This window comes from Rubrivivax sp. A210, from assembly GCF_904426505.1.
Taxonomy (GTDB): Bacteria; Pseudomonadota; Gammaproteobacteria; order Burkholderiales; family Burkholderiaceae_C; genus Rubrivivax.
The window spans coordinates 1-14,306 of record NZ_CAJGBN010000003.1 but is presented as its reverse complement, the minus strand read 5'-3'; the positions used below and the strand labels follow the sequence as shown (position 1 = coordinate 14,306).

Below are 14,306 nucleotides of genomic sequence, written 5' to 3'. Positions count from 1 at the left end.
CGGCCTGCGGCCGCCTCCCCCCCAGGGGGGCGCCGCCAGCGGCCCGGCAGAGCCGGTTCCGCGGCGGCCGCTCGAAGTCGGCGGCTCATCGGAGCTTGCCGGGGTCTTTCATGGCTTTGATGGCATCGAACTCGATGTTCCAGAGCTGGCCGTCGCGGCGCTCGACCCGGCGGATGTGCATGTCGTGGACGACATCGCGCGTCTGCGCGTCGATCAGCACCTGGCCGCGCGGGCTCTCGAAGAGCTGGCCCTTCATCGCCGCCAGCAGCGCGTCGCCACCGGCGCCCTTGCTGGCCTCCAGTGCCTTGTAGAGCACGCGCATGCCGTCCCAGCCGCCCACGGCCATGAAGTTGGGGCGGAACTTGTTCAGCGCCATGTAGTCGGCGACGAACTTCCGGTTCATCGCGCTGGTGTGGGCGGCCGAATAGTGGTGCGAGCTGACCACGCCCAGCGCGACATCGCCCATGTCGGCGAGCTGGTCGTCGTCGGTCACGTCGCCGGTGGCGATCAGGCGTATGCCCGATTTATCCAGGCCGCGCTCGGCAAACTGCTTCATGAAGGCCGCGCCCTGGCCCGCCGGCAGGAAGACGAAGAGCGCGTCGGGCTTGATGTCGCGCACCTTCTGCAGCGCCGGTGCGAAATCGGGCCCGCGCAGCGGCGTGCGCAGCTTCTCGACCACCTGGCCGCCGTTGAGCAGCATGCGCTCGGCGAAGTACTTCTCGGCGTCGAAGCCGGGGCCGTAGTCGGCCACCAGGGTCACGGTCTTCCTGATGCCGTTCTTGGCGGCCCATTCGGCGATGCCCACCGCCGCCTGCGGCAGCGTGAAGCTGGTGCGCACGATGTAGGGGCTGGCCTCGGTGATGGCCGAGGTGGCCGCCGCCATCACCACCATCGGCGTCTTGCTCTGCGTCGCGATGGGCGCGCTGGCCAGCGCCGACGGCGTGATGCCGAAGCCGGCCAGCGCCACGACCTTGTCGTTGACCACCATCTCCTGGGCCAGGCGGCGCGTGGTGTCGGGCAGGGTGCCGTCGTCCCGCACGATGAGCTGCACCGTGCGGCCGGCCACCTTGTTGCCGTGCTGCGCCAGCCAGAGCTTGATGGCTCCTTCGATCTGGCGCCCCGACGAGGCCAGTGTGCCGGTGAGCGGCAGGATGACGCCGATCTTCAACACCTCGCCCTGTGCCTGCGCCGGGCTGGCCACCAGGGCGGCAAAAGCAGCCGGGGCCAGCACGGCCAGAAAGGTTCTGCGGTTGCGCATGTCGCTGTTGTCTCTTGCGTGCGGCGGCAGCGCCGGCACGGGGCCGGCGCCTGACTGTCGGGCGGGCGTCGGCCGCGGGCGCGGCCGTGGGATCAGGCCGCGGCGGCGGGCGCGGCGGGCGCAGCGGCCGCGCGCTCGATGTGCCAGTCGAGCAGGCGGCGCATATTGCCCAGCGAGGCCCAGTGCAGGTGTACCAGGCCCAGGAGGCCGCTGCGGTGCAGCTCGCCCACCACGTTGTCGGGCAGGGCCGTGAGCTTGGCGTCGTCGACGGTGAGGAATCCGTCCACCGTGTGCTTGGTGCCGTCGGGCAGGGTGGAGTCGAAACGCATCTCGCGCAGCAGGTCCAGCTCGAGCAGGCGCTTGCCCACCAGGCGGGTGCGCTGGATCTCGGTCTCGAGCGTCTCAAGCTGCTTTTGCATGTCGGCCAGCAATTCGCTGGGCTTGCCATCGGCCGCGAACAGCGGCTGGCCTTCTTCGGTGTTGACGCCGTTGAAGGCGCTGTCGATGCAGATCGCGAAGCGCTGCTCGTCGATGCGGGCGATGCAGAAGGGGTAGAAGCGCAGGATGGCCGGCATGTACAGCGCGCGCCAGCGTTCGCCACTGACGTAGAGATTCTGGTCCTTCGCCATGCCGAACACCGCCAGCGGCGCGATGGCATCGCTGCCGTCGGGCTCCTTGCCCGCCTTGACGAAGACGATGGGAAACTCGCGGCAGACATCGATGAACTCGGCCGCCGCCACGAAGCTGGCGTTCAGGTTCTTGGCCACCGACCAGTCGGTGATGGGCACCTTGAGCTTGAGCTGGCGGTGCTGGGCACTGTCCAGCGCGATGGGCTGGCGGTGCAGGTTCTGATTGATCAAGAGTCTTCTCCAGGGTTTCCGGTGCGGCTCACGAGCACCTTGTCGACACGTTTGCCATCGAGGTCGACGACCTCGAAGCGCCAGCCTTCCCACTCCACCGCGTCGCCGGTATCGGGCAGGCGGCCGAGCAGCAGCATGATCATGCCCGCCAGCGTGTTGTAGCGGCCACGGTCTTCCTCCGGCAGTTCCTTCAGGTCCAGCCGGTCCTTGAATTCTGGCACCGGGATCAGGCCGTCGAGCAGCCAGCTGCCGTCGTCGCGCTGCACCGCCCAGGCGTCTTCGTCGCTTTCGGTGCCGAACTCGCCGGTGATGGCCTCGAGCAGGTCGCGCTCGGTGATCACGCCCTGCACCGCGCCGTACTCGTCGACGACGAAGACCAGGTCGGTGCCCGAGGCGCGGAAATGCTCGAGCAGCTCCATCCCCGACAGCGTCTCGGGCACAAAGACCGGCGGCTCCGTGTGCTCGGCCAGCGCCGGTGGCTCGCCGCGTGCCAGCGGCGCGAGCAGGCTGGCCACGTTGAGCACGCCGCGCACGTCGTCCAGCGAGCCGCGGCAGACCGGAAAGCGCGTGTGGCCGCTCTCAGCGATGCGCTCCAGCAGCACGCCCACGGCGTCGGCTTCGTCGAGCCAGACGATTTCGGCGCGCGGAATCATCATCGATCCGATCTGTCGATCATCCAGCCGGAAGACATTGCGCACCATCTGGTGCTCCTGGGCCTCGATGACGCCGGCGTCGACGCCCTCTTCCAGGCTGGCGGCGATCTCCTCTTCGGTGACCGCACGCGACGGGCCTTCGCGCAAGCCCATCAGGTGCAGCACGGCGTCGGTGCAGATGCTCAGCAGCGCCACCAGCGGCCGGGTGGCGGTGGACAGCCAGTTCATCGGCCGTGCCACCAGGCGCGCCACGGTCTCGGGATACATCTGGCCCAGGCGCTTGGGCACCAGCTCGCCGAAGATGATGGTCAGCACCGTGATCATCGCCACCACCAGCGCGGTGGCCCCAATGGCCGCGGCGCGCTCGGCGATGCCGAAGTGCTGCGCCAGCCATTGACCCAGGGGCTCGGCGAAGGCGTTCTCGCCGACGATGCCGTTGAGCACGCCGATGGAGGTGATGCCGATCTGCACCGTCGAGAGCCAGCGCGTGGGGTGCTCGTGCAGGTCCATCGCGGCCTGGGCGCCGGGCTCGCCGCCCTCCACCATCACCTGCAGCCGCGCCTTGCGGCTGGCGGTGAGCGCCATCTCCGACATCGCGAAGAGACCGTTGAGCAGGATCAGGAAGACGAGGAGTGTGAAGTCCATGCGCGCCGCCAACGCGCGGGGCGGGGGCCGGAAGAAACGGCGCGAGCGTAGCAGAATCGGCCCATGATCCACCTCATCGGCGACGTTCAGGGCTGCGACGAGGCCCTGGCCCGCCTGCTGTCCGAGATCGGCTTTTCACCGTCGCGCGACCGCATCGTGCTGCTGGGCGACCTCGTCAACCGCGGTCCGGCCTCGCTGGCCGTGCTGCGCCGGCTGGCCGGCTTTGGTGACGCCGCCACCTGCCTGCTGGGCAACCACGACCTGCACCTGCTGGCCGTGGCCCATGGCGCGCGCAGCCTCAAGCGCGGCGACACCTTCGCCGACGTGCTGGAGGCCGGCGACCGCGAACACTGGATCACCTGGCTGCGCCACCAGCCGCTGGCCCACCTGGAAGCCGGCTGGCTGTGCGTACACGCCGGCCTGGTGCCGCAATGGGACGCGGCACGCACGCTGGCGCTGGCCGCCGAGGTGCAGGCGCTGCTCGCCGGCCCCGGGCTGGCGGGCTTTCTGCAGGCCATGTACAGCGACGAGCCGCGGCGCTGGAACGAGGCGCTGGAAGGCCACGCCCGCGCCCGCTTCATCGTCAACGCGCTCACGCGGCTGCGCTTCTGCACCACCGAGGGCAAGCTCGACCTCGACGCCAAGGAAGGTGCCGAGCGCGCGCCGGCCGGCTACCACCCCTGGTTCGAGGTGCCCGGCCGCAAGAGCGCCGGCCAACCCATCGCCTTCGGCCACTGGAGCATGCTGGGCCTGGTCGACCGCCCTGACCTGCTGGCGCTGGACACCGGCTGCGTGTGGGGCGGCGCCCTGAGCGCGATGCGCGTGGACGGCGGGCGGCGCGAGCTGGTGCAGGTGGCCTGCAAGCAGCAGCAGAAGCCGGGGCGCTGAGCGGGACCGGCACCGACGCTGAACGCGCGGGCGCCGCGGCCGGGGCACAATCGACGCCGCAGGAAGCGTGGCAGAGTGGTCGATTGCACCGGTCTTGAAAACCGGCGACCCGCAAGGGTCCGTGAGTTCGAATCTCACCGCTTCCGCCAACTTGGCCCCGCCCGCAATCTGCCGGCCGGCTCAAGCTTCCCCGGGGCTTTCCGATAACGCGGCGTATGGCGCTATCGATGCATCCCTGAGAGGACCACCTCCCATGCGAGTCAATCTACCGGTCACGGCGCGGGAGTACGTGCCGCCGCCCGAGCTGCAGAGCCTGGTTTCGGTCACCGACACCAAGGGCCGCATCACCTATTGCAACGAGGCCTTCGTGACCGTCAGCGGCTACACGGCCAGCGAACTCCTCGGGCAGGCCCACAACATCGTGCGCCATCCCGACATGCCGGAAGAAGCCTTCCGCGACCTGTGGGAGACCATCCAGAAGGGCCTGCCGTGGACCGGCCTGGTCAAGAACCGCCGCAAGGACGGCGACCACTACTGGGTTGTCGCCAACGCCACGCCCACCAAGGACGGCAACGAGATCACGGGCTACCTGTCGGTCCGCACGACGCCCGAGCGCGCCGACATCGAGGCCGCCGAGCACCTGTATGCGCAGCTGCGCGAGCAGGCCAAGACCGGGCAGCGCAAATTGGGGCTGCGCCAGGGCCGCGTCATCCACTTCTCGCCGTGGGCCAAGTTCTGGCAGATGCTCGGCAGGCTGCTCGGGCTGCGCCTGATCTGGTTTCAGCTTGCCGTCGCGGCAGCGGCCGTGTTCTCCGCCCTCTGGCTGCCCTTCTGGGCCACCGTGCTGATCACCGCGGCCACCCTGACCGTCACCGCCTACCTCACGCTCAAGCAGGTGCTGTGGCCCCTGCGCCAGCTGCTGGACGATTCGCGCCGGCTGGGCGCGGTCGACCTGGCCCATGCCATCACGCTCAACACCAACGGCCTCACGGGTGACCTGCAGAAGGCGCTGCGGCAGCTGCAGGTCAACATCCGGGCGGTGATCCTCAACACCCAGACCGACGTCGACAGGCTCAAGCCCTTCATCGCCGCCATCGCGCAGGGCAACCAGGATTTGTCGGCGCGCACCGAATCGCAGGCCGGCAGCCTGGAGCGCACGGCCGCATCGATCGAGCAGATCCACGGCACGGTGAGCCAGAGCGCCGAATCGGCCCAGCGGGGGGCCGACATCGCGGCCTCCACGTCGACGGTGGCCAGCCGGAGCAACGATGCCGTCCACGCCGTGGCGCAGACCATGGGCTCGATCAGCGAATCGTCCAAGCGCATCGGCGAGATCATCCAGGTGGTCGAAGGCGTGGCCTTCCAGACCAACATCCTGGCGCTCAATGCGGCGGTGGAAGCCGCCCGCGCCGGCGAATCCGGCCGCGGCTTCGCCGTCGTGGCCACCGAGGTGAGGTCGCTCGCCCACCGCACGAGCGAGGCCGCCAAGGAGATCAAGAAACTGATCCAGGAATCGGCCGACCGCGTCAGCCGCGGCGAGGTCGAGGTGGTGGACGCCACGAAAAGCGTGGCCTCGGCGCTGGCCTCGGTGGGCGAGGTGAGCCAGGTGCTGGCCGACATCAGCCGTTCCGCCGTCGAGCAGGAGGCCGGCATCTCGCAGATCAACGACGCGGTGAGCCAGCTCGACCAGATCACCCAGCAGAACACGGCCATGGTGGAGGAACTGGCGGCCGCGGCCCAGTCCCTGCGCAGCCAGGTGGACACGGTGTCGATCGCGACGCGCATCTTCCGGCTCAAGCCCGGCGAGAAGACGGTGTCGCAGTTGGATGCGGTGGCACTGAGGAAGCTCAACCGCACCGTCTGACGGCGGCGGGCCGCCCCGCGCCCAGGCCCGCGCGGCCGGTGGCCGCGCCCTCAGGCGCCGAACTGCACGCAGCGCATGCTGATCGTGCCGGCCTGGAAGCCCTCGAAGACGCTGGCCGCGGGCTCGCTCATCGAATCCGAGGCGCCCAGTGCATAGAGCAGCGGCAGGTAGTGGTCGGGCGTGGGCACGGCCGTGGCCGCGGCCTCGCCGGCGAGCCGCGTGTAGTTGACCAGGGCCATGTCGTCGCGCCCCGCCAGCGCGCGCCGCACGCCGTCGTCGAAGGCCTGGGCCCAGGGCCGGCTGGCGCTGGCCGCCAGGCCCTCGGCGTGGTCGAGCACGCGCAGGTTGTGGACCACATTGCCGCTGCCGACGATGAGCACGCCGCGCTCGCGCAGCGGCGCCAGCTCGCGGCCCAGGGCGTGGTGATAGGCCGCGGGCTTGTCGAAATCGATGGACAGCTGGAACACCGGCACATCGGCAGCGGGATACAGGTGGTGCAGCACGGTCCAGCTGCCGTGGTCCAGGCCCCAGTCCTCGCGCGGCGCCACGCGCGTCCGGAGCACCAGGGCCGCCGCCTCGCGGGCGAACCCGGGCGCGCCCGGCGCCGGGTACTCCATGTCGAAGAGCGCCTTGGGGAAGCCGCCGAAATCATGAATGGTGCGCGGACGCGCCTGCACGCCCACCGCCGTGGTGCCGGGCGTGAGCCAATGCGCCGAGACCATCAGGATGGCCCTGGGCCGGGGCAGGCGCCCGCCCCAGCTGCGCAGGAAGCGGCTGAAACCGTTGTCCTGGATGGCGTTCATCGGGCTGCCGTGGCCGATGAAGAGTGTCGGCATGCGCGCGGGTGTCGGCGCGGCCATGGCCGCGCCGGCCAGCCGGGCCAGCGCGCCGAGGGCGGCCAGCGGCCCCGCGGCCTGCCTCAGGAACTGGCGCCGGCTGGACATGGGGCTCAGGCCGCCGCAGCCGGCGCCAGCACCAGGGTCATGTAGACGCTGAACGGGTCTTCGACATAGTCGGCAAAAGGACCGCAGTAGCCGAAGCCGAAGCTCTCATAGAGCTTGCAGGCGGGCTCGAACTCGATGGTGGAGCCGGTCTCCAGGCTCAGCCGCTCGTAGCCGCGCGCACGCGCGGCGGCGACGATGTGGGCCAGGAGGGCGCGGCCCGCGCCCTGGCGGCGCAGCGCAGCCGGCGTGCGCATCGATTTCACCTCGCCGTGCGTGGGGCTCAACTCCTTGAGCGCGCCGCAGCCCAGCAGCAGCGGCCCTTCCCAGGCCGACCAGAAGGTGATGGCGGGCTGGCGCAGCCGGTCCAGGTCGAGCGCATGCACGCTCTCGGGCGGCGAAAGCTCGTGCATGCTGCGCAGATGCTCGTCGAGCAAGGCGTGGATGGCGGGCCGGGTGAGATCGTCGATTTCGATGTGCATGGCTGAAAGGACGGCTGGTGCGGATCGGTGCGAGAGCGGTGCTGCACGGGGGGCAGCCAACCATTGTTGCCTGAGCGGCGCCCCATCCGCGCCCAGGCCTGCCCCCTGCCGGCCGGCGGCGGGGCGCGGCCGGCGCCGGTCGGGCAGGGGCCGCTACCCTTGCCCCCAGAAGCGGCAAAGCCCCGCATGCGGGGCTTTTGGTGGCGCTGGCCTGGCCGGCCCGCAACAGGGCCGGCCGGGGTCAGATCATCGGGCCTTGCCGGCCGTCTTGGTGGCCTTGACCGCCGCGTCGGTGGCGGCCGCAAAGTTCTTGCCCGCCGCCTCGACCGCCTGCTTGGCTTGCGCCTGCGCGGTTTCCATCGCGGCCTGGCCGGTGCTCATCGCCTGCTTGAAGGCGGCCACGGCTTGTTCGCTGCCCGCGGGGGCGTGCTTCAGGGCGGCTTCGATGCCGGCCACGGCCTGGGCCTGGACGTCGGCAAACTTGCCTTCGGCGGCCTTGGTCAGGGCAGTGCCGGTTTCGGTGACGATGCCGGCCACGGCACGGCCGTAGGCGGCGGCCTTCTCGGCCATCGGCTGGGCCAGCGCGGCGGCGGCGCCCAGATCCTGCGGCGCCTTGGCGGACAGGCCGGCTTGCAGCTGCCCGGCGCTGTCGGCCAGGGCCGACTTCGCGGTGGACATGTTCAGTTCGACGAGCTTCTCGAAGCCGGCCATCGCGGTGGCGGCCATCTCGTTCAGATCAGACATCGCGGTCTTGGCCGAGGCCAGGAATTGTTCAGCGGGTTGGTTCATGCATCGCTCCAGGGGGTTGATCTGCAAACCGTTGAACAAGAAATGTTGCGGTGCAGCATGATGCCAATGGTACGGACAAAATCGGCTTGCACAAGCGAAATTGCTGCACCGCAACATCTTTAGAGTGCGCAGCCCAGGCAGGCTGCGCGCCTGCCCTCCTCAAACACTTGCCATGGCGATCCTAACGCTGTTAGGATGCCATCCTAACGACGTTAGGATGGTCTGCCATGACCCGCGATGCCCTCATCCAAGCCTGTGCCGAACTGATTGCCGAGCAGGGCCTGGCCGCCTTGTCCCTGCGCAAGGTGGCCGAGCGGGTCGGCATCCAGGCGCCGTCGATCTACACGCACTTCGCCAACAAGGAGGCGCTGCTCTCCGAAGCCAGCCGCCGCGCCAGCGCCGCGCTCGGTGACTGCCTGCGCCAGGCTTGCCAAGGCGACGACGCGCGGGAGCGACTGCTGTCGACGGCGATGGGCTACCTGCACTTTGCCGACACCCAGGCCTCGCTCTTCGCCCTGTTCTTCAAGGAACTGCCCAGCGTGCGGCGCAGCCTGGAAGACCTGCCGGACGCGGGCTCGCCCTACGGCTTCCTGATCGACAGGGTCGGCGACTTCCTGGGCGGCCCGCGCGAGCCGGTCGAAGTGCTGGCCTTCGGGATCTGGTCCCTGGTACACGGCGCGGCGGTGCTGCGCCAGACGCACCTGCGCGGCTTCTCCGGCCCCATCGTCGAGGGCACGCGCCAGAACCTGGCGCGGCTGCTGGACGGCTGGCACCCCCTGCCCCCACCGGAGCCCGCCACAAACCGCCCGCCAAGGAAAGGAAATCGCTGATGAAAAAATCGCTGCAGACACTGCTCGCGTGGCTGTCCCTGGCGGTGGCGGCCTATGCCATCGCCGCCTACGCCGTGCTGCCGCTGGGCGCGGTGCTGCACCCTGACATCCGCCTCTCGTTTGCGGCCCATGTCCCGGCCCTGGTCTACCTGCATGTCTTTGCCGCCGCGGCGGCACTGCTGCTGGGGCCGCTGCAGTTCCGCGCCGACTTGCGGGCTCGCTGGCCCACCCTGCACCGCGGGCTGGGCCGCGTCTACCTGGCGCTGGGTGTGGGCCTGGGCGGGCTGAGCGGGCTCGCGCTGGCCGCCAATGCCTACGGTGGGGCCTGGTCGCGTGCGGGCTTCGCCACGCTGGCCCTGCTCTGGCTGGCCACGGGCGTGCTGGCCCTGCAGCGCATCCTGCGCGGCGACGTGGCCGGCCACCGGCGCTGGATGGCACGCAACTTCGCACTCACGCTCGCGGCGGTCACGCTGCGGCTGTATCTGCCCGCTGCCATCGTGGGCGGCCTGAGCCTGGCGCTGGCCTACCCGGTGGTCGCCTGGCTGTGCTGGCTGCCCAACCTGGCGCTGGCCGAGTGGCTGCTGTCTCGCGCCGCGCCCGCTGCGCTGGCGACGCGGCGTGCGGGCGGCGCGGGCCGCCGCGCCGGCTGGCGTCGGGCATTCGGCGCAGGCCCGGCGGAATCCGCGCATTGACGCACGCGGCGGCTCATGCAAACCTCGTCCGCCGCAACTCGAACCCTTGGCGCGAAGGACATCCCATGGCAGATCCCCAGGCGGCCACGCTGACCCAGTTGCGCAACATCCAGGCCCGCAGCGGCAAGACCATCGCCGAGCTGCACGCGGTGCTGGCGGCCAGCGGCCTGGCCAAGACCGGCGAGCGCCGCAGCCTGCTGATGGCGCAGTTCCAGCTGGGCTATGGCGACGCCAATGTCGTGGCCCTGTTCTACGGCAAGCCGGTGCCGGCGCTGGATGGCAGCGCGGCCCCCGCCGCGCCCGTGCCTGACGCGGCGGGCGACCCGCTGGACGCCATCTACACCGGCGCCAAGGCGCCGCTGCGCGCGCTGCACGCGGCCGTGCTGCAGCAGGTGCTGGGCTTCGGCAGTTTCGAGCAGGCGCCCAAGAAGGCCTACGTGAGCCTGCGCCGCAAGAAGCAGTTCGCGATGATCGGCCCGGCCACCAAGGACGCCATCGAGATCGGCCTGAACGCCCGCAACCTGGCCCCCGGCCCGCGCCTGAAGACCATGCCCGCGGGCGGCATGTGCCCCTACACCCTGCGCATCAGCGGCGCGGCCGAGATCGACGCCGAACTCGTGGCCTGGCTGCGTGCGGCCTACGACGCCGCCGCCTGATGCCCGCCCCCCGCAACGGGCCGCCCGCCCCCCAGCCCAGCCGGCGCCGCGTGCTGCGCCTGGGCGGCGCCGGCCTGCTGGCCGGCGCCGGCCTGGCCGGCTGCGAGCGCCTGCAGCAGGCGCTGCAGCCGGCGCCGCAGCTGAAGGTGATCGAAGAGCGCCAGACGCAGTTCGGCCGCCTCGCCGTGGTCGAGCTGCAGCGCAAGCGCTACCTGGCCTACGGACCGGGCAGCGAGATCGTCTACCAGTCGGTGCTCGACCTCGACCGCCCGCTGGAGCTGGCCGCTGCCTACACGCGGCTGATGATGCTGGGCGTGGTCTACGCCGAGCCCTATGCGCGCATGCTGCAGATCGGCGTGGGCGCCGGCAACATGACCGGCTACACGCTGCGCAACTTTCCGGCCGCCGAGGTCGACGCCATCGACATCGACCGCCACGCGGTAGAGCTGGGCGCGCGCCACTTCGGCCTGGCGCCGCACCCGCGGCTGCGAGTCCACATCCAGGACGGCCGCGCCTGGCTGGAGGCCTCGCGCACGCAGTTCGACGTCATCATGCTCGACGCCTACGACGACCAGTCCATCCCCCCGGCGCTGATGGACGAGGCCTTCTTCGCCATCGTCGCCGCGCACCTGGCGCCCGGCGGCGTGGTGATGCAGAACGTCTACCTGCCCGGCGTGGACACGCGCCGCCTGCTGCCGGCGCTGCGCGCCGCCCTGCCCCAGGTCGACGTGTACCGCATCGGCGACAGCGCCGTGCTGGCCGCCTACCGCGGCCCGGCGTACACGCGCCAGGCGCTGCAGCTGCGCGCGCAGGCGCTGGACGCGGCGCTGCGGCCCCTGCACCCGCTGGCCGGGCTGCTGGCGTTCAGCGCCGCACCGCTGTAGCGCCGGGCAAGCGCCGCCGGGCTCGAGGGCCGGCACGGCTCAGGGCAGGCGGTAGATGCGGGGCGATTCGGTGGCAGCGCCCAGCACCGCCACCGAGCCGCGCGAGCAGAAGTAGCGCAGCTGGCCGGTGGCGGCGTCGGGGCCCTGCGTACAGGCCCGCGGCAGCGTCTTGCCAGCGAAGGTGGGCACGGTCAGGGCGTGCGCGCGCAGCACCAGCGACAGGTCCAGCACCGTTCCGGGCGCAAAGCGGCCCAGGCTCAGGTTGACCGTGCGCTTGCTGCTCGGGCCGTCGACGCTGCCGGCGTCGCTGTCGTTGCTGATCTGATTGCCGGTGGCTGGCGGATCTTCGTCGTTGCTCGGGAAGCCCAGCGGGTCGCCGAACTGCTGCAGCACGATCTTGCTGCCTGTGGATTCGAAGTCCAGGGTCGGGTCGGCCGTGAAGCGCAAGGCCTCGGTCGACCAGGCCGGATGGCCGTTGACCAGGAGGTCGGCATGCAGCCGGGCCCGCCAGAAGGCCGGGCCGTCGGCTTCGGAGTTGCCGCTCACCATCACTGGCGGCATCACGAAGCTCACCACCACTTCGCGCAGGCCGCCATTGGCCGCCAGCGTGACGGTGGTGCTCCAGGACACGGTGGCCTCGGCGTCGAACGCCCCAAAGCCGCGCAGCGCGATATGTGGCACGCCCACCGCCGTCATCGTGGCCCAGGTCTGGGCGTGGTTGCCCACCTGTTGAAAGTCATACAGGTGGCCATCCACCGGGCTGGGCAGCAAGGGGGGCGAGCCCGTGGCCGCAGGCAGGGCCTGATGCACGGCTGCGGGCGCCTGCAGGCTGCGCTTGACGGACTGCCTGGGCAGGCCCATGCCGTCCACCGCCACCTTCACCGCGGCGGCCATGTGGAAGGCGTGGTTGGTGGGGGTCAGGAACTGCTGGCCCGACAGCACCGCCAGTTCGTCACCGGCGAGCACTTTCACGGGCCAGGGCACGCCGTCGGCCTGGGCCGCCGTGGACAGGCCCGCCAGAACCAGCGCCCAGGTGAGCAGGCGCGCGTCGAATCGAATGGAGATCATGGTGTGGCTCCTGTGCAGGTGGGCTCAGCGCGAGAAGATGCGGATGTCGGGCACATGGAAACTGACGATGGGGCCGGCCACCTGCACGGAGGGCAGCGTCAGGCCCTCGATGCGGCTGTGGCAGCGCAGGTAGGAGACGCCGAACTCGCTGTCGGCATGGCAGGTCTGGGCGTCCACGCGCAGCTCGCTGCGCACCACCACGGCCACGACGTGCCGGCTGCCTGCGGGCAGGCTGCCCAGGTACAGGGTGACCTTGTCGCTGCCCAGGGGCATGTCCCAGTGCAGCTCGAAGGCTTGCTTGTCGACCGTGCGAATGCGCTGCGGCAGCAGCACATGCGATGCCGACGACCACACCGGCAGCCCGTCCACCATCACATCCACCGCCGCCCGGCCCTGCAGCCGCGCAGCCGCGGTCTGGATCGTCTGGAACTGGCTGGGCCCGCCCACGTAGCTGGCGTTCTGGCCCTGGCGCACCAGGGTCGGCACGGTGAACTGGACGAAGGTCCGCATCGGCCCGCTGGCCGGCACGTTGAGCCGCACGGCCACGCTGGTGGTGCTGAAGCCGCTGCCGCTGCGCCAGCTCTGCACGCTGGTGCGCCGGGGCGCGGCACCGACGTAGTTGACGCCATCGAAGTCAACCGCCGCGCGCTGCCGGACGCCGACATTGCCGCCATCGAGCGTGGCGCCGCCGTAGCCGGCCCACGACACCAGTTCCTCGGCCACGGCGCCGATGGCGGGCATGGAGGTGGTGAAGGCCGTCGGCCAGGCCTTGGCGCGCGGCCCGCCGGGCGTCAGCGTGTAGCCGTCGTCCATGGCCACCGTGGAGGCGGTGGTGTAGCTGCAGGCACCGCCACAGGGCATTTCGGCAAGCAGTGCCGGCGGCATCAACTCGGACTGGCCCGTGACCGATGGCGCGACGTTGTAGGTGGCGGCCTGCACCGGCAGCGTGGCCAGCAGGCCGCAAAAGGCCGTGGCCAGCGCGGTGAGGTGCGGGCGTCCCTGGGGGCAGGGCCTTGAGGGCCCTGGTCGATCAGCAATCATGGCTTGAACCTCCTGCGTGGATGCCGCCCTGGCGCAGGGGCCGGGGCAGTGCAGGCATGCTCGGGGGCCGGCGTTGCAAGGCCGTTGCAAACTGCGGCGCCTGGTATCGACCCCGAAGGGGGATGGGCGCCGGTGCGGCAAGCGGCCAGGCCGCGCGCCCTCTTCGCGCCGGGCAAGGAAAAGCCAACCATCGGATAGGAGCACGGCCTTGATCTTCAGTCTGCGGTTGCTGGGCCCCGTGGCGCTGCGGCGCGGCAGCAGCTTGTTGCCGCTGCCCACGCAGAAGGCGCAGGCGCTGCTGGTGCTGCTGGCACTGGGCGGCACCGCGCCACGCGCCCGCATTGCCGCCTGGCTGTGGCCCGAGCTGGACGACAGCAGCGCGCGGCGCAACCTGCGCCGCGAACTGGCGCGCCTGCGCGACGCGGGCGCCACCGAACTGCTGCTCGCCGAAGGCGAGACGCTGGCGCTGGCGGCCACGCTTCACTGCGACGCCTTGCAGTTCCAGCGGCAGGCCCCGCACGACCCCGAGGCGGCGCTGGCGCTGTGGCTGGGCCCGCCCGCCGACGGCCTGCAGCTCGAGGGCGCGGCCGCTTTCGCCGACTGGCTGCAGGCCGAACGCACTCTCCTCGTGGCCCTGCGCCACGGCGCGCTGCGCGGCGCGGCCGCGGCCCACCATGCCCCGGGCCGCCCCGCCGCCGCTCTGGCCCGCCTCCCAGTTCTTCTTGCCGCCTACCCCCTGCCTGAGCAGGCCCACC

15 protein-coding genes and 1 tRNA gene are annotated in these 14,306 nt (G+C 71.0%); 8 read left to right on the top strand and 8 right to left on the bottom strand.

The genetic code is table 11. The features are described from left to right. Window positions 1-85 precede the first annotated feature (85 nt). The 3 genes from JMV16_RS04515 to JMV16_RS04505 all read right to left on the bottom strand — a co-directional run bounded on the left by JMV16_RS04515 (window position 86) and on the right by JMV16_RS04505 (window position 3,416). On the bottom strand, window positions 86-1,258 hold the full coding sequence (locus tag JMV16_RS04515) for an ABC transporter substrate-binding protein (RefSeq protein ID WP_201492989.1): 1,173 nt from the start codon (window positions 1,256-1,258) through the stop codon (window positions 86-88). Between the two features lie 92 nt (window positions 1,259-1,350). Then, window positions 1,351-2,118: a SapC family protein gene (locus JMV16_RS04510; RefSeq protein WP_201492988.1), complete on the bottom strand. Its 768-nt coding sequence runs from the start codon at window positions 2,116-2,118 to the stop codon at window positions 1,351-1,353. Continuing rightward, entirely contained in the window at window positions 2,115-3,416 is a 1,302-nt protein-coding gene (locus JMV16_RS04505; RefSeq protein ID WP_201492987.1) for a hemolysin family protein, read from the bottom strand. Before JMV16_RS04505 ends, JMV16_RS04510 begins: the two co-directional genes overlap by 4 nt. A gap of 63 nt (window positions 3,417-3,479) precedes the next feature. Here JMV16_RS04505 and JMV16_RS04500 point away from each other — a divergent pair, with 63 nt between their 5' ends. The 3 genes from JMV16_RS04500 to JMV16_RS04490 all read left to right on the top strand — a co-directional run bounded on the left by JMV16_RS04500 (window position 3,480) and on the right by JMV16_RS04490 (window position 6,168). Then, window positions 3,480-4,304 (top strand): symmetrical bis(5'-nucleosyl)-tetraphosphatase, encoded by an 825-nt coding sequence (locus JMV16_RS04500; protein ID WP_201492986.1) that lies wholly within the window; start codon window positions 3,480-3,482, stop codon window positions 4,302-4,304. Between the two features lie 61 nt (window positions 4,305-4,365). Further along, window positions 4,366-4,453, top strand: a tRNA-Ser gene (locus tag JMV16_RS04495). A 104-nt stretch (window positions 4,454-4,557) separates the two neighbouring features. Further along, the gene (locus tag JMV16_RS04490; RefSeq protein WP_201492985.1) at window positions 4,558-6,168 is read left to right on the top strand and encodes a methyl-accepting chemotaxis protein; all 1,611 of its coding nucleotides are present in this window, start codon (window positions 4,558-4,560) and stop codon (window positions 6,166-6,168) included. Window positions 6,169-6,218: 50 nt separating this feature from the next. Here the strand turns inward: JMV16_RS04490 and ygiD are convergent, their stop codons facing one another. From ygiD to JMV16_RS04475, 3 genes are all read right to left on the bottom strand, one after another. Then, complete coding sequence (ygiD, locus tag JMV16_RS04485; RefSeq protein WP_201492984.1) at window positions 6,219-7,112, bottom strand: 4,5-DOPA dioxygenase extradiol; 894 nt, start codon at window positions 7,110-7,112, stop codon at window positions 6,219-6,221. A 5-nt stretch (window positions 7,113-7,117) separates the two neighbouring features. Beyond that, the gene (locus tag JMV16_RS04480; protein WP_201492983.1) at window positions 7,118-7,591 is read right to left on the bottom strand and encodes a GNAT family N-acetyltransferase; all 474 of its coding nucleotides are present in this window, start codon (window positions 7,589-7,591) and stop codon (window positions 7,118-7,120) included. Between the two features lie 246 nt (window positions 7,592-7,837). After that, window positions 7,838-8,380, bottom strand: a complete 543-nt coding sequence (locus JMV16_RS04475) for a phasin family protein (protein WP_201492982.1) — start codon at window positions 8,378-8,380, stop codon at window positions 7,838-7,840. A 227-nt stretch (window positions 8,381-8,607) separates the two neighbouring features. Here JMV16_RS04475 and JMV16_RS04470 point away from each other — a divergent pair, with 227 nt between their 5' ends. The 4 genes from JMV16_RS04470 to JMV16_RS04455 all read left to right on the top strand — a co-directional run bounded on the left by JMV16_RS04470 (window position 8,608) and on the right by JMV16_RS04455 (window position 11,442). After that, window positions 8,608-9,210, top strand: a complete 603-nt coding sequence (locus tag JMV16_RS04470) for a TetR/AcrR family transcriptional regulator (RefSeq protein ID WP_201492981.1) — start codon at window positions 8,608-8,610, stop codon at window positions 9,208-9,210. Beyond that, window positions 9,210-9,902, top strand: a complete 693-nt coding sequence (locus tag JMV16_RS04465; protein WP_201492980.1) for a DUF2306 domain-containing protein — start codon at window positions 9,210-9,212, stop codon at window positions 9,900-9,902. The genes JMV16_RS04470 and JMV16_RS04465 overlap by 1 nt, the downstream gene beginning before the upstream one ends. Before the next feature lie 65 nt (window positions 9,903-9,967). Next, window positions 9,968-10,558, top strand: a complete 591-nt coding sequence (locus tag JMV16_RS04460) for a DUF5655 domain-containing protein (RefSeq protein WP_201492979.1) — start codon at window positions 9,968-9,970, stop codon at window positions 10,556-10,558. After that, window positions 10,558-11,442, top strand: coding sequence for a spermidine synthase (locus JMV16_RS04455; RefSeq protein WP_201492978.1), 885 nt, complete (start codon window positions 10,558-10,560; stop codon window positions 11,440-11,442). The genes JMV16_RS04460 and JMV16_RS04455 overlap by 1 nt, the downstream gene beginning before the upstream one ends. A gap of 39 nt (window positions 11,443-11,481) precedes the next feature. On the opposite strand, the gene JMV16_RS04450 is transcribed toward JMV16_RS04455, so the two are convergent. Both JMV16_RS04450 and JMV16_RS04445 read right to left on the bottom strand, forming a co-directional pair. After that, window positions 11,482-12,510 (bottom strand): hypothetical protein, encoded by a 1,029-nt coding sequence (locus JMV16_RS04450; protein ID WP_201492977.1) that lies wholly within the window; start codon window positions 12,508-12,510, stop codon window positions 11,482-11,484. 24 nt (window positions 12,511-12,534) lie between these two features. Beyond that, complete coding sequence (locus JMV16_RS04445) at window positions 12,535-13,551, bottom strand: hypothetical protein (RefSeq protein WP_201492976.1); 1,017 nt, start codon at window positions 13,549-13,551, stop codon at window positions 12,535-12,537. 208 nt (window positions 13,552-13,759) lie between these two features. Here JMV16_RS04445 and JMV16_RS04440 point away from each other — a divergent pair. Next, on the top strand, window positions 13,760-14,306 hold a 547-nt coding region (locus tag JMV16_RS04440; RefSeq protein ID WP_310737070.1), incomplete at its 3' end, for a BTAD domain-containing putative transcriptional regulator.